The sequence below is a fragment of the Clostridium sp. BSD9I1 genome, from assembly GCF_900185645.1.
Classification (GTDB): Bacteria; Bacillota; Clostridia; order Clostridiales; family Clostridiaceae; genus Clostridium_AK.
The window spans coordinates 354,882-369,944 of record NZ_FYAM01000024.1 but is presented as its reverse complement, the minus strand read 5'-3'; the positions used below and the strand labels follow the sequence as shown (position 1 = coordinate 369,944).

Here is a 15,063-nt window from a genome sequence, read left to right as displayed (position 1 = left end):
GTAATTTCTGGTACTTTTTAAATTTTATTAAAATTTATAGAAAAACATGTTATAATAATTCTGGTGAATGGCCAAGAAAAGAGATATAGGAGGATTATCTATGAAAAGAGTAGCAGTTTTAGTATCTACAATTGCGATAATAGCATCCTTAGCTTCCGGATGTAGCAGTTCATCAGCTGAAAAATTAACAGGTGCCAATAATGCGCCAATAGCAATTGAAAATGAAGAAGGGATTAAAAGCCCAATTGACATTAAAGAAGAAATTTCAAAAGTTACAGAGAATAAAGAAGCTAATAATGTAGAAGCTACAAAGGGAAATGACAACAACGTATCAGAAGATAAAACGTCTGCAAGTAATGAAGATCAAAAAGAAGTAACTGAAACTAATAAAGAAGAAGTTGCTGTGCAAAATAATGATGAATGCATTACTGATACAAATGATTGGACAAACGTAGTAACTCAAGTTAAAAAACCACAAACAACTAAACCAGTAGTAACAAGACCAGTGGTTACAAAACCAGTGGACAAGCCAGAAACTACTGCACCAGAAGCTCCAAAGCCAACTACTCCGGAAAGTAATGTTGGACAAGCTGGAGATTCACAAGTAAATCAATTTGAAAAAGAAGTAGTAAGGCTTACAAATATTGAAAGATCAAAACAAGGATTAAAACCATTAACATTAAATGTTGAATTAAGTAAAGTTGCTAGAATAAAATCTAAAGATATGGTTGATAAGAAATATTTTGATCATAATTCACCAACATATGGTTCACCATTTGATATGATGAAATCCTTTGGAATTTCTTATAGAACAGCAGGAGAAAATATTGCCTATGGACAAAGAACTCCAGAAGAAGTTGTAAAAGGATGGATGAATTCACCAGGACATAGAGCAAATATATTAAATGGTAACTTCACTGAAATAGGTGTAGGTTTCTATAATAATTATTGGACACAGATGTTTATAGGAAAATAATTTAATTATTAATTAGAAGGGCTATCTCAAATTTTATTTTGAGACGGCCCTTTTATTTATAGGGATGAATATTGTTATGGAAATGATATGATAAATTAATATATGATTATACTAAGAATGTTTTTTCTTTAAATATAAGTTCAATACAAGGTTAAGTGAAAAGCTTAGTAGTATAACTATAAGTACAAGACTATTGGCATAATTAGTGTTACCTGATTCTACTGCAAAGTAAATAGCTAGAGGAATTGTTTGAGTTTTATTGGGGATATTTCCCATAACCATAAGTGTTGCTCCAAATTCTCCAAGGGATCTGCAAAAGGCTAATATAATTCCACTAATAAGTCCTGAGCAACACATGGGAATCATTATGTGAAAAAAAATTTGCAGTTCTGAGGCTCCCATAGTGCGGGCTGCTTCTACATAAGACTTGTCTATACTCATAAGGGAAGATTTTATACTTTGATACATAAGAGGAAAGGATACTATAACAGCTGCTATAATTCCTGCACTAGTTGTAAATATAATTTGTAAATTAAAGCTTTCATATAATAACTTTCCTAAGGCACTGTTTTTACTAAGAACTATGAGTAATATATATCCTATAACTGAAGGGGGAAGTACTAAGGGAAGACTTAATATTGTTTCAATAAAATCTCTCATTAAGGTATTGTTTTTCCAAAGAAGTTTTAAAGCAATTAAGCTTAGTATAAGAACTATAGTTGTAGATATAATGGAAATCTTTAAAGATAAAATTATTGCATTACCCATAGTAAGTCTCAAACCTTTCGTATAAATAATAATTATTAGAAGCTTTCATATGACAATGATAAGTATTAATTAATAATTAAATCCGTACCTCTCAAATATCTTTTTACTAGATTCTTCATTTAAATAATGTAGAAATTTCTGAGCATTTTCTTTGCTTTTAGAGTTTGTAAGTATGCCGCATTTATAAACTATTTCACTGTGACTTTGTGGTGGAATGTTTATAATACTTATTTTATCTTCTTTACCTAAGGTATCTGTTTTAAATACTATTCCGGCGTCTACATTTTGTGTAAGTACGTAATTAAGGACATCTTTTACAGTTCTTCCATAAACAATAGTACCCTTTAAATTTTCAAAAATGTTATAATAATTAAGAGTTTCAAGCCCATATTTACCTGCTGGGACTGTTTCTGGAGTTCCTATGGATAACTTGTCTAGCTTTGTTTTATGTAAATCTTCAATAGATTTAATATCTCTATAGTTTTTAAAACCTTTATTTATTATAAGAACTATTTCATTTTTTATGGTGTATTCTCCTAAAGTTTTATCTATTATATTAGATTTTAAAAGTTTATCATAGTTATCCTTATCTGCAGAAAAATATATATCTACAGGTGCACCTTCTTCTATTTGTTTTCTAAGGGTGCCTGAAGCAGCATAATTTATATTTATTTTAATATTGTTTTCTTTTTCAAAATTATTTTTTATTTCATTTAATGGTTCCATAAGACTTGATGCAGCTGACATAACTAGAGATTTATCAGTTTCTTTAGTGGATGAGCTACTACAGCCTATAAATATAAAAAAACAAGATATAAATAAAATACAATTTAAGATATATTTTTTCATAAAACCACTCCTTAAATTTATAAAATATGGGTATATTTACTTGTATTATATCACAGTATTTTATAAAAGGTAATTTTACTAAGATTAACATAAAAATATGTAGTAAAATATTCATTTCACTTTTAAGAGTATATAAATTATAATAAAATTGAGATATTTTTAGATAATGTTGATTAACAAAGTATAAAATTTGCACTTAGGAAAGTGTTCACTAATTATTAACTATATAACTATTAATTTAAGCATAGCAGAGGGAGATAACAATATGTTTGATTCAAAGTTAAGTACATTACCAAATGGTTTGAATTTGGTTTCTATAAAGAAAGATACACAGGTATTTTCACTTCATGTAGGAGTTAAGATAGGTTCTATATATGAAGAAGATGATGAAAAGGGAATTTGCCATCTTATTGAGCATATGCTTTTTAAGGGAACTACAAATAGAAGTAATGAAGTTATAAATAAGGAGTTAGAGGAATTAGGTGGAGAGTATAATGCATATACAGATCTCGAGTGCACGGTTTGCAGTGTAACTGCCTTAAGTGAAGAGCTTGAAAAGTCACTAGAGATAGTAAGTGATATGATCTTAAATTCTAATTTTCCTGAGGAAGAATTAAAAAAGGAAAAAGGAGTAGTTTTAGCAGAGATAAGGACAAGCAAAGATGATGTAGAAGATTATAGTTTTAAAAGAATAAATGAGCTATCATACGTTAATAGTCCTTTAAAATATGATACTTTAGGTACAGAAAAACATGTAAAAAGTTTTACAAGAAAAAAGCTTATGGATTTTTATAAAAGTCATTATATACCTAATGATATGTATGTAAGTATAGTGTCACCTTATGATCATGATTTTGTATATAAATTAGTAGAAAAGTATTTTAAAGATGTTGAGGCTAAGGAAAGTGTCAGTAAAAAAGTTAATGTGGAAGAAAACATACCTGGTACCCACACATCCTATAAAAAGGATATAGAGCAAAGTACGATTATTTATTTATTTACCTTTCCAAAGCTTACTAAAGAGGAAGAAATGGCACTTAAAATATTAAATCATAAATTAGGAGATAGCGGCAATTCTATGCTATTTAGAAATTTGCGAGAAGACAGAGGACTTGCTTATGATGTGTATACAAATCTTGATACTACTGATTATGTAAGATCTTTATATATTTACACTGCAGTTGCAGAAGAAAATATAAAAGAAAGCATTAAAGTTATAGATAAGTGTTTAGAAGATATAAATGAGGCAAGAATATCATTTGATGATGCAACTATAAATCTTATGAAAAAGGTGCTAAAGACCGGAATCGTATTTACATTAGAAGATCCTACTGACTTAAGTAATTATGTAATACATCAAATGATTGACGGAGAAAGTATACAGGCATTTTTAGATGATATGAAAAAGATTGAAGAAATTAAGGAAGAAGATATATATAAAATAGCGCATACTGTACTTTCAAATCCAACTATTCATATTTTAAAAAGTAGTAAATAATAAGTTAATGATTATTAGGTATTGATTGTAGCTACGAGGAGGATGTTTTGGAACACATTATAACAAAGATTGAAGTACAAAAGAGAAATAAAAATAGAGTTAATGTTTATGTAAATGAAGATTTTTTATTTGCATGTAGTGCAGAAATAATTTATAATTATGGACTTAAATCTGGAGAAAAAATAGATATAGATAAGATAAAAGCCATAATTGAAGAAGATAATTATATAAAGTGCAAAAATGACGCTTTGCATAGTATAGAAAAGGCTCATAAAACAGAAAAACAAGTTATGCAAAAGCTTTTAGCAAAAGGGTATGAAAAATCGACCATAGAAAAGGCAATTTTATTTTTAAAAGAATATAACTTTCTGGATGATAGTAAGTTTGCTGATATGTATGTAAAAGAGAAATTGTTAAGTCAGGGAAGAAATAAAATAAAATATTCTTTAATGCAAAAGGGATTAGATGAGTCCTTAATTAAAGAAAAGCTTCAAAATATAGATAAGGAAAAAGAAGGAGATTCTCTAGAAAGAATAGGTGCGTTAAAGTACCAGCAGCTTATAAAAAGGGAAGAGGATACTCGTAAAATATATAAAAAGTTAGGGGACTATCTTATGCGAAGGGGATACCCTTGGGATGATGTAAAGTCCTTTTTAAATCGTACTTTAAAGGAAGCATCTCAATTAGATTAAAGGAAACATTTGAAATTAGTTGAGATGTGCTAATTTGCGACGCAATCAAAGATTTCTGCAAATTATGCAAGGGAGGGATAACATGTTGAAAAGTGTAAATCCAATTACTTTAGCTTTGATTTTGGTGTTTATATATCCAATAATTAAGGGATTTGTATTTAAGTTCTCATCTAAAAGTTTAAAATTTGACATACAAGAAATGAACAAAAGTATATCCTTTATTATATCGCTGCTTCTAGGTGTAGTTTACGGGAAAAAACTCTTTATTCAGCATGATACAGGAGTATATAAAAGGCTGTATGAATCAATACCTCCTAATATATTAGACTATATAGAAGGAAAACCTTTTATAATATATATATTTATAATACCTGCAATCATGATGATTATATATAGGATAGCGTTATTTATACTTAATGCCTTAAATAGCATAACATCCTATCCTCTTCTAGATGGAATAGAAAGTTACTTAAGGCAAAAAAATGGTTTCTTTAAAAGTATAATAGGGGGAGTATTTCAGTTTCCTAAGGCTATATCCTATATTTTATTTGTTACTTTAGCATTAAATATAGCATCAATATTTTATACAAATGATTCTTTTAATAAGTATTTGGAAAATTCTAAGGTTTATAATTATGTATGTAAAACTACAATAATTCCTGTAACAAATTCAAACCTTGCAAAGAAGCTTCCAGAAGTCATAAACAATTCATTTAAAATAGTTGTAAAAGAATCAAGTAATTCAACAAATATAACAAATCAAGCAAAGAGAACTGTTGTATATTATAACGGTGTAACTTTAAATGAAGGAATAAAGTCTAATAAGCAAATAGATAACTTTGCAAAAGAACTCGTAGCTAAAGACAAAACAAGTAAAGATAAGGCAAAAACATTATATACTTGGGTTGGCAAAAATGTAGAGTATGATTATGATAAAGCATATAAGGTTTTAAATAACAATTTTCAAGTAGAATCAGGCGCAATACCAACATTTGAAACTCGGGAAGGAATATGTTTTGATTATGCATGTCTTTATGTGGCCATGGCTAGAGCAAATGATATACCCGTAAGGTTAGTTACAGGACAAGGGTTTAACGGAGTAAGCTGGGTAAGTCATGCTTGGAATCAGATATATATTGCTGAGGAAGATAAGTGGATAAATGTAGACCCTACATTTTATAAGGGTGGAAATTATTTTAATAGCAAAAGATTTGATCTAGATCATAAAGATGCAAATATCGCAGGAGAATGGTAGAAGAAGGGCGTTTTCAATATCGAAAACGCCCTATTTGTAGTATGTTTATGAGTAAAAAGAAAGAAATTCTGTAGGAGCAGAATTTCTAATTTTTTCTATACTTTTTCATAATTATTCCTATGGCTTTTTCGCAATCTTTATCTTCGTTGTCTAGCGCCCAAGCGGTATTAAAATATATCAAAGCTTTCTTATTATTCTTTAACATTGCATAACAGTATCCTAAATTAAAAAAGTATTTGCTATCCCTTTTTAAGTTTACTGCAGATTTTAAAAGAGGAATTGCATTGTTATAATCTTTAAGTTTTATAAAACATACTGCAGAATTATATAAAGAAGCTGCTTCGTTTTCTTTAACAAGTATTGATTTTTGATAAAGGGATATAGCTTTTTTATATTCTTTTAAATTATAATAATCATTTGCCTCTTGAAAGTAATTCATTAAAAACTTCCTCCTTTGATTACATTTCCTCTAGTATTAATATATTTTATATAATCTTTAAATATTACATTAGAAATAATAACCAAAATGGAAAAAAATATTCATAATTTATCTACGGGATTGAGTATTAAATTTTTTTTCTATTAGAGTAACGGCTTCATACATAATATATGCAAGCACAGAAAGTATAATTATGCTCATCATAACCATATCAAGTTGAGAAATTTGTCCCCCGAATATTATCAAGAATCCTAATCCATCCTTTGCCACTAAGAATTCTCCCATTATAACGCCAACCCAAGAAAGACCAACGTTTATCTTAAGAGCAGAAACTAAAGTAGGAACAGATGCGGGTATGATTAAGTGAGAGAGTATCTGCCACTTATTAGCCCCGAAGGTTTTTAAAAGTTTTATTTTATCTTCATCTACTTCTTTAAATCCATTCAATACACCTATTATTGTTACAACTATGGATATAAGTAATGCAACCATTATTATTGCCTTCATTCCATTACCTACCCAAAATATTATAATAGGTGCTAGTGCTACTTTAGGAAGAGCATTTAGAACTACAAGATAAGGATCAAGAACTTTGCACCAAAAATCCGACCACCATAAAAGTATTGCTACCAGAGTTCCAAGTATGGTGCCAAGTAAAAATCCAATTGTTGTTTCATAACAAGTAACTAATATATGCTTAAATAATGTACCTTCACTGTATATTTTTAAAAGGCTCTTCCACATCCTAGATGGGGTACTGGTTAGGAATGGGTCTATCCATTTTAGCTGTCCTGCAATTTCCCATAATGCAAAAAATGATATTAATATGAAGAGTCTAGTTAAGGTGATTTTCAGCTTTGTTTTCTTGACATTTTCTATATAATTTTTACGCTCTTGGTTAAAGTCAATCATTAGGAATTCAACTCCTTCCAAAGTTCATTAAAGTACACTCTAAAGTTTGAAGCCTCTCTACATTTTAAGGGCGATTTACATTCTAAATCAGAAAAACCTATTTCCAATTCCCTCTTAATTTCTGCAGGCCTATTGGATAAAACTATTACCCTATCAGACATGGAAATTGCCTCTGATAAATCATGAGTTACCATAATTATTGTTTTTCCTTCTTTTTTTAATATATTATATATATCATCACTTACATTAAGCCTTGTTTGATAATCCAGTGCAGAGAAGGGTTCATCTAGTAGAAGTACTTCGGGAGTTAAGGCAAGAGTTCTTATGAGAGCAGCCCTTTGGCGCATTCCTCCAGAAAGTTCTTTAGGATAATGGTTTTTAAAATCCCATAAATTATAATCTTTCAAAAGCTGATCTATTTTCCTTTTTCGCTCTTCTGTTAAGTTATGTTGAATTTTTAAACCAAGTGTAATGTTGTCCAATACTGTTAGCCAATCAAATAAATGATCTCTTTGAAACATATAGCCAACTTTAGAAGAAACTTTATCTACCTTTTCTCCATCTATAAATATTTCTCCAGAAGATGGCTTTAAAAGTCCTGCTATTATATTTAAGACGGTTGATTTTCCACAGCCAGAGGGACCAACTATGCTTAAAAATTCACCATCCTTAACGGTAAATGATATATTGTTAATTGCCATCGTAGAATTTGATAAAGAGTGATAATTCATATATATATCTTTAACAACTACTTTATCCACTAAAACCAACTCCTTAATATTTTCAATCAGTAAAGTCATATTCTAGTATATGTAGATGAAGACTAAAGTGATAATGAATATTAGGTTAAAAGAATACTATAAAAAATTGTTTTGCAATTTCACTAAAATATGTCATAAAAGTAAATGGCAAACTGTATAGCTTGATTACATGAAAAAAATGCCAGTTTTACACTGATTAGTTCAAGCAATTTGTGGTATGTGTTCCTTTTAAATCTAAGATTGCAGGAGTAAAATAGACAAATAAATATTAAAAAACGGATAAAGAGTAGTAAGAATTATCATGATGATTATATGAGTGGGGTGAATATATGCAAAATGCAATTAAAAGTATTATATCTATAGATAAGGAAGCAGAGAAACTAAAAGCGCAAAAGGAAGAAGAATTAAAAAATAAGAAAAAAGAAGCAGAGGGAAAGTTGAAATTATTATGGAAGGAAACAGACAGGGAAATTTCGAAAATAAAAGAAGAAATAATAAGTAAAAAGAAGCTTGAAGAAGAAATGATAATAGCAGATATTCAGAAGCAATTAGAAGAAAAGGAAAGCGCATTTAAAAGTAAGTATGAAAAAATAAAAAATAAGGTGGTAGAGGATGCCATTAAAAACATTGTTGCATTAACTAAGGAGGAATAATCATGGGAAGTGTTGCACAGTTTGCTGCAGTTAATACTAAAGCAAAGGCACTTAAGGGGAAACTCCTTACAAAAGAGCAATATGAGGAACTTATAAATTCAAAGGATTATGTACAGGCTCTTAGCTACTTAAAAGAAAATACAAATTATAAAGAAGCATTAAAAGATTATAATATACAGGATTTGCATAGAGGGCAATTAGAAAAAATACTAAAAAGATCTTATACTGAAAGTTTTTACAAACTTAGTCATTACCTTAGAGGAGACTATAAAAGTTTAATAAAAGTACTTTTTATGAAACTTGAAATAGAGGATTTAAAGGTAATACTTAGGGGGAAGTATTTAGGGAGAGAAAACGAAGATATAGAGTCGCTTATGACTTATAAAAGCCCATTAAGCCAAATAAACTATGATGAGTTAATTTCAGTTAGAAGTATGGAAGAAGCTACTGAAATACTTAAGAATACGAAATATTATAATCATATTTTTCCACTACTTAATTCTGTAAAAGAGGGAGGGATGTTTAGAATAGAAATGTCACTGGATTTTTCGTATTTCAGTGAACTTAGAAAGGTTGAAGAAAAAATTCATAAGGAAAGCCGAGAAATTCTTAAAAATATAATAGGTGTATACAGTGATCTTTTAAATATACAATGGATCTTTAGAGGCAAAAAGTACTATAACATAGCACCAGAAATCTTATTAAACTACACAATATATGATGGATATAGACTTCACTTAAAGGATTTAAAGAATCTCTGCTATTCAAGAAATATGGAGGAACTATTTAGCTCAATAAGATATACTCCATATATAGAAGTGTTTGGAGAAGGAAAAAAGGATGATCATCTAATAGAAAGCGATATATTAAGGTATATGAAAAATTTATATTTAAAATATGCCAAAGAAAGTCCTATGGATATATCTATAGTGGCTTCTTATTTAGAATTAGCTCTTTTAGAAATAAAGTATATAGTATCCATAATTGAAGGCAGAAGATATTCATTAGATTCAGAAGAAATTCATAGATATATAAGCGATTGCTAAAATTTAGGGGGTGAGGCTCTGTGTCCGTAGAAAAAATGAAAATGGTAAATATTATAGGAACTATGGATTTACTTGAAAATGTAGCCAAACAGGTGGTGCTTTTTAATGGATTACACCCTGTAAATGCCATGAATGAAATAGATACTACGGATTTTACTGTTTCTGCTACAGAAGATAACTTAGAAAAAATTATTGATTTAAATTATGTAAGGCCTTATGTGCATGAAAGAGATTATGCACCTGTAGAAGCACATATAAAAAGGATTTTAGAAATTGTAAGTTTGGATAGAAATTTTCCTGTACAAGAGGAAGAACTTATTTTAAACTATGAAGAACTTTTAGATAAAATAGTAAGGATAGACGGGAAGTTTGAAGAAATTTATAAAAAATTACTAGATAAAAAAGAAGCACAGGAAAAAGTAAAGTTATTTTTAAATAATATATCCTACTTTAAAGACATAGATGTACCTTTACAAGAAATAAAAAACTTAAGAAATTTTCATGTAGGGGTATACAAATTAACACTTGAAAGTTCCCATAAATTAAAGATTAATTATGAAAATACACCCTCCATGGTGAAGAAGGTATATAAGGCTAAGGATTATAGAGTAGTAATAATCATAACTCCTAAGATGCTAAAAAATGAATCAGATAGAATACTGAATTCCTTAAATTTAGAAACTGTTGAAATGCCATGGCAATATGAAGGAACTCCACTTCAAATACAAGAAAAACTAAAACAGGAGTTTAATGAACTGCAAAGAGAAATATTAGAACTAGAAGCACAGATGAAAAAAATATATGAGGAAAATAAACAAGAAATAAATATACTCAATGTAAGTCTAAAACTTCAGCTAAAAACTTCTGAACTAAAGGATTATGCGGCATGTACAAACGAGTTCTTTTATCTTTGTGGATGGGTTCCAGAAGATGAAATAGGAAGTCTTAATGAAAAGTTAAATAGCTTCGGAAATAAGATAATTGTTTTAAGTAAGGAACCTAGTAAAATAACTAATAAAACAATAACTCCGCCCACAAGACTTAAGAATAATTCTATTGTAAGGCCATTTGAAGTTATGGTAAATATGTATGGAGCTCCGTCCTATGATGAAACAGATCCTACATTGTTTTTAGGAATTAGTTATATGATTATATTTGGAGCTATGTTTGGAGATGTAGGTCAAGGACTTGTATTTTTGATTGCAGGATTATTTTTAAAGTATAAGATGAGAAGAGTAAATTTAGGAGGAATACTTGCAAGGTTAGGAATAAGTTCGGCTATATTTGGGTTTCTGTATGGAAGTGTATTTGGGTTTGAAGATGTAATTCCAGCAGCATTTATAAGACCTATGGAAAATATACAAGATGTTTTAATTATGGCAGTAGTATTTGGATGTATGCTTTTAGTAGTAGGATTTATATTTAGCTTGGTTAATAACTTTAAAAGAAAGGATATAGAAAATGGAGTATTTGGGAAGGATGGAGTAAATGGACTTTTGTTTTATGTGCTTTTGCTTTACTTTACTTATTCAAAGGTTATAGGAATCAATACATTTAGAACTTCAATATGGATAATTTTATTCATAGCAATGCTCATGATTATGGTGTTTAAAGAGCCGTTATCAAATTTAATAAAGGGAATACGTCCACTTTATAGTGAAAGTAAAAGTGATTATTTTATAGAAGGAGGATTTGGAGTGTTGGAAACTCTCCTAGGAATGTTTTCAAATACTATATCTTTTATTAGGGTAGGAGCTTTTGCATTAAATCATGTGGGGTTATTTATTGCATTTAGTTCACTAGCAAACATGATGAATTCTGAAGCAGGAAGTATATTGATGTATATTTTAGGAAACATCATAATAATTGGCCTTGAAGGGCTTATAGTATTTATTCAAGGATTGAGGCTGGAATATTATGAACTGTTTAGTAAGTATTACGAAGGAGGAGGCATAGAATTCCAACCAATAAAGCTTAATAATAGTAAAAGTTTAATTAATGAAAATATTTAAATTTATAAAATGAGGAGGAAAAATAATGTTCTATTTATTATTAATTACCTTTTGCATAGTTTTAGGAACAATAACTTATGGATTCACAGAAAAGGCTAAGGATGATTTAGAAGGAAATACAAGAGTTAAAAGAGCACTTAAAATAAACCTTGGGGCGTTTATTCCAGTTATAAGTGCTGCAATAATATTTATGATTCCAGACATAGTAAGTGCAGCGGAGACTACCTCAATTGCAACTGCTTCAGGAATGGGATACATTGCAGCAGCATTATGTACAGGACTTGCAACTATAGGTGCAGGCTATGCAGTAGGTGTAGTTGGCTCTTCAGCCCTTGGTGCAGTATCAGAAGATCCTAAAATATTAGGTAAAACACTTATATATGTAGGACTTGCAGAAGGCATTGCTATATATGGGCTTATAATTTCTATAATGATACTTTCAAGACTTTAACTTAAGGAGTTTACAATTATGAAAGCTTTTTTAATAAGTGATAATGTAGATAGTATAGTAGGACTTAAAATAGCAGGAATAAGAGGAAGTGTGGTTCATAAAAGAGAAGAAGTGTTAGAAATATTGGAGAATTTATTAAAGGATAAAGAAATAAGCACTATAATAGTTACAGAAAAAATTGCAGAGCTTGTTTCAGAGGAGTTAAGTGAAATAAAATTATCTAAATTGTTGCCTCTTGTGGTTGAAATACCTGACAGACATGGTTCTAAAAGGGGAGAAGATCATCTTTTAAATTATGTAAAAGAAGCTATAGGACTAAAACTTTAAAGATTTGAGGTGATATATATGACTAGTATTGAAGATAAGTTGAAGTTATTTACCAAAATAGTTTTTAGCGAGATAGATGAGCAGTTTAAAAAGCAAGAGGAGAAAGCTAGTAGCGAGATAAATGAAATCCTATTAAAGGAAAATGAAAAATTAAAAAACTATAAAGAAAAAACTATAAAGGATATAGAAAAGAAGATTACAGCAAAACAAAGGGAAAAAGTATCTAAAGTTAAAATGGATACCCAAAGAAAACTCTTAAATATAAAAGAAGAAATAATAACGGAGACAATAGAGGAAGTAAAGAAAGGTATAACGGAATACAGCAGTACAGAAGAATACGGAAGTTATTTGTTAAACGAAATTAAAAGTTTAAAGAGTAATGAAGTTCTAGAAATACCAGAAAGCTTTATTTTATACTTATCAGAAAAAGATATTGAGAAATATAAAGAGGATATAGAAGAGGAACTGAAAGATATCTCACAGTCCTTTAATATAAAACCTTCAAAAGTTCCCATAATTGGAGGCTTTATATTAGAGGATGAAGATAAGAAATTTAGAATAGATAATAGCCTGATTCACAAGATATATGAATTAAAGGAAGAAGTAGGTACTAAGGTTATGGATGAGTTAAATGGGGAGGCGTAAAATCTTATGAAGGAAGGAACAGTAATTGGAATAAATGGTCCTGTTGTAAAAGCCTCAGGTATGAGTGAATTTCAAATGAGAGAAATGGTAATGGTAGGAGAGCGAAAACTTATAGGAGAAGTAATTATATTAGAAGGAGATATAGGAACCATACAGGTGTATGAAGAAACAGGAGGGCTTAAAGCAGGAGAAAACATTGTATCTACGAATAGGCCGTTATCGCTGAAATTGGGACCAGGCATTATAGGAAATATATTTGATGGAATAGAAAGGCCTCTAGAAAAGCTAAACCAGTTGTCCTATGGATTTATTCCAGAGGGTATAGGACTTATTTCTTTAGATGATGAAAAGCTTTGGGAAGTTTCTATAAAGGCTAAGACAGAAGAATATTTAAAGTCTGGAGATGTGTATGCCGAGGTTCAGGAAACCCCACTTTTAAAGCATAAGCTTATGGTTCCACCAGGTGTGGAAGGAAAAGTTATATGGGCAGCGGAAAGTGGAAATTATAATATAGAGAAAAGAGTTATAAAGCTATTAAAAGATCAAAAGGAATATGAACTTCCTCTTTATCAAATGTGGCCAGTAAGAAAGCCAAGGCCTGTAAAAGAAAGAAAAGCACTAACTGTTCCATTAATCACAGGACAACGAATATTAGATACTTTTTTCCCTATAGCAAAAGGAGGAACTGTTGCAATTCCAGGGGGATTTGGTACAGGGAAAACTATGACTCAACATCAGCTTGCAAAGTGGTCTGATGCTGACTTAATAGTGTATATTGGCTGCGGTGAAAGAGGAAATGAGATGACAGAGGTATTAGAAGATTTTCCAAAATTAATAGATCCTAAAACAAATATGCCTTTAATGAATAGGACAGTTCTAATTGCAAATACCTCAAATATGCCTGTGGCAGCAAGGGAAGCTTCTATTTATACTGGAATTACAATTGCTGAATATTTTAGAGATATGGGATATCATGTTGCCATAATGGCAGATTCAACATCGCGTTGGGCAGAAGCGTTAAGGGAGATTTCTGGAAGACTAGAGGAAATGCCTGCCGAAGAAGGATATCCAGCATATTTACCTACAAGAATTGCAGAGTTTTATGAAAGAGCAGGTTATGTTGAAAATTTAAATGGAACGGAAGGGTCTTTAACGGTTATAGGAGCTGTATCCCCAGCTGGAGGAGATTTCTCTGAGCCTGTAACTCAGAATACAAAAAGATTTGTAAGCTCATTCTTAAGCTTGGATAAGAAACTTGCATATGCAAGGCATTACCCAGCTATAAACTGGCTAACAAGCTATAGTGGATACATTTCCATGCTTACAGATTGGTATGAGGAAAATATTTCAGATACAATGATGGAGTTACGAGGAAAAATACTTAAGATATTATTCGAAGAAGATAAGCTTCAAGAAATAGTAAAGCTTGTGGGAGAAGACGTGCTCCCAGATGACCAAAGGCTTATTCTTGAAATTGCAAAAATAATAAGAATTGGATTTCTGCAGCAAAATGCTTATCACAAAGAAGATACTTTTGTACCATTAAATAAGCAGTTTAAAATGCTAAATCTTATAAATAATTTATATGAATGCTCAAATATGGCAGTAAAGCAAGGTATCCCAATTTCTAAAATAAAAAATAAAGATTTATATGAGGAAATCACGAAAATAAAATATAATATACCAAATGAGGATTTAAGCGGTATAGATTTATTGGAAGAAAAGGTTAAAAACTTTTATAAAGAGCTTATAGAGCAATATGGTAGAAAGGAGGAGTAG

Annotated in this window: 16 protein-coding genes; 11 read left to right on the top strand and 5 right to left on the bottom strand. The window is 30.0% G+C overall.

What is annotated here, in order from left to right; genetic code table 11:
- The first annotated feature begins 100 nt into the window (after nucleotides 1–100).
- Nucleotides 101–976 carry a CAP domain-containing protein gene (locus BSD9I1_RS19070; protein ID WP_186431049.1) on the top strand — a complete coding sequence of 292 codons (876 nt, stop codon included), beginning with the start codon at nucleotides 101–103 and terminating at the stop codon, nucleotides 974–976.
- Between the two features lie 111 nt (nucleotides 977–1,087).
- Here BSD9I1_RS19070 and modB read toward each other — a convergent pair whose 3' ends face one another.
- Both modB and modA read right to left on the bottom strand, forming a co-directional pair.
- On the bottom strand, nucleotides 1,088–1,744 hold the full coding sequence (gene modB / locus BSD9I1_RS15230) for a molybdate ABC transporter permease subunit (RefSeq protein WP_186431048.1): 657 nt from the start codon (nucleotides 1,742–1,744) through the stop codon (nucleotides 1,088–1,090).
- 69 nt (nucleotides 1,745–1,813) lie between these two features.
- Entirely contained in the window at nucleotides 1,814–2,593 is a 780-nt protein-coding gene (gene modA, locus BSD9I1_RS15225; RefSeq protein WP_186431047.1) for a molybdate ABC transporter substrate-binding protein, read from the bottom strand.
- A 265-nt stretch (nucleotides 2,594–2,858) separates the two neighbouring features.
- Between modA and BSD9I1_RS15220 the strand changes: the two genes are divergently transcribed.
- The 3 genes from BSD9I1_RS15220 to BSD9I1_RS15210 all read left to right on the top strand — a co-directional run bounded on the left by BSD9I1_RS15220 (nucleotide 2,859) and on the right by BSD9I1_RS15210 (nucleotide 6,038).
- Nucleotides 2,859–4,091 carry a pitrilysin family protein gene (locus BSD9I1_RS15220; RefSeq protein WP_186431046.1) on the top strand — a complete coding sequence of 411 codons (1,233 nt, stop codon included), beginning with the start codon at nucleotides 2,859–2,861 and terminating at the stop codon, nucleotides 4,089–4,091.
- A gap of 47 nt (nucleotides 4,092–4,138) precedes the next feature.
- Complete coding sequence (gene recX / locus BSD9I1_RS15215) at nucleotides 4,139–4,783, top strand: recombination regulator RecX (RefSeq protein WP_186431045.1); 645 nt, start codon at nucleotides 4,139–4,141, stop codon at nucleotides 4,781–4,783.
- Between the two features lie 82 nt (nucleotides 4,784–4,865).
- Nucleotides 4,866–6,038, top strand: a complete 1,173-nt coding sequence (locus BSD9I1_RS15210; protein WP_242966512.1) for a transglutaminase-like domain-containing protein — start codon at nucleotides 4,866–4,868, stop codon at nucleotides 6,036–6,038.
- Between the two features lie 85 nt (nucleotides 6,039–6,123).
- Here BSD9I1_RS15210 and BSD9I1_RS15205 read toward each other — a convergent pair whose 3' ends face one another.
- The 3 genes from BSD9I1_RS15205 to BSD9I1_RS15195 form a co-directional block, all read right to left on the bottom strand.
- A complete protein-coding gene (locus BSD9I1_RS15205) occupies nucleotides 6,124–6,477 on the bottom strand; it encodes a tetratricopeptide repeat protein (protein WP_186431043.1) in 354 nt (117 codons plus the stop codon).
- A gap of 108 nt (nucleotides 6,478–6,585) precedes the next feature.
- The gene (locus BSD9I1_RS15200; RefSeq protein WP_186431042.1) at nucleotides 6,586–7,389 is read right to left on the bottom strand and encodes an ABC transporter permease; all 804 of its coding nucleotides are present in this window, start codon (nucleotides 7,387–7,389) and stop codon (nucleotides 6,586–6,588) included.
- On the bottom strand, nucleotides 7,389–8,150 hold the full coding sequence (locus BSD9I1_RS15195; RefSeq protein ID WP_186431041.1) for an ABC transporter ATP-binding protein: 762 nt from the start codon (nucleotides 8,148–8,150) through the stop codon (nucleotides 7,389–7,391). The genes BSD9I1_RS15200 and BSD9I1_RS15195 overlap by 1 nt, the downstream gene beginning before the upstream one ends.
- Nucleotides 8,151–8,479: 329 nt before the next feature.
- On the opposite strand from BSD9I1_RS15195, the gene BSD9I1_RS15190 reads away from it, so the two are divergent.
- Genes BSD9I1_RS15190 through BSD9I1_RS15160 form a run of 7 tightly spaced genes read left to right on the top strand, consistent with a single transcriptional unit; the run spans nucleotide 8,480 to nucleotide 15,063 of the window.
- Nucleotides 8,480–8,803: a hypothetical protein gene (locus BSD9I1_RS15190; protein ID WP_186431040.1), complete on the top strand. Its 324-nt coding sequence runs from the start codon at nucleotides 8,480–8,482 to the stop codon at nucleotides 8,801–8,803.
- Between the two features lie 2 nt (nucleotides 8,804–8,805).
- Nucleotides 8,806–9,849: a V-type ATPase subunit gene (locus BSD9I1_RS15185; RefSeq protein WP_186431039.1), complete on the top strand. Its 1,044-nt coding sequence runs from the start codon at nucleotides 8,806–8,808 to the stop codon at nucleotides 9,847–9,849.
- 20 nt (nucleotides 9,850–9,869) lie between these two features.
- Nucleotides 9,870–11,861, top strand: coding sequence for a V-type ATP synthase subunit I (locus BSD9I1_RS15180; RefSeq protein ID WP_186431038.1), 1,992 nt, complete (start codon nucleotides 9,870–9,872; stop codon nucleotides 11,859–11,861).
- A gap of 25 nt (nucleotides 11,862–11,886) precedes the next feature.
- Nucleotides 11,887–12,312, top strand: coding sequence for an ATP synthase subunit C (locus tag BSD9I1_RS15175; protein ID WP_035310238.1), 426 nt, complete (start codon nucleotides 11,887–11,889; stop codon nucleotides 12,310–12,312).
- 18 nt (nucleotides 12,313–12,330) lie between these two features.
- Nucleotides 12,331–12,639 (top strand): V-type ATP synthase subunit F, encoded by a 309-nt coding sequence (locus tag BSD9I1_RS15170; RefSeq protein ID WP_186431037.1) that lies wholly within the window; start codon nucleotides 12,331–12,333, stop codon nucleotides 12,637–12,639.
- An 18-nt stretch (nucleotides 12,640–12,657) separates the two neighbouring features.
- Complete coding sequence (locus tag BSD9I1_RS15165) at nucleotides 12,658–13,284, top strand: V-type ATP synthase subunit E (protein ID WP_186431036.1); 627 nt, start codon at nucleotides 12,658–12,660, stop codon at nucleotides 13,282–13,284.
- A gap of 6 nt (nucleotides 13,285–13,290) precedes the next feature.
- Nucleotides 13,291–15,063, top strand: a complete 1,773-nt coding sequence (locus tag BSD9I1_RS15160) for a V-type ATP synthase subunit A (RefSeq protein ID WP_035310243.1) — start codon at nucleotides 13,291–13,293, stop codon at nucleotides 15,061–15,063.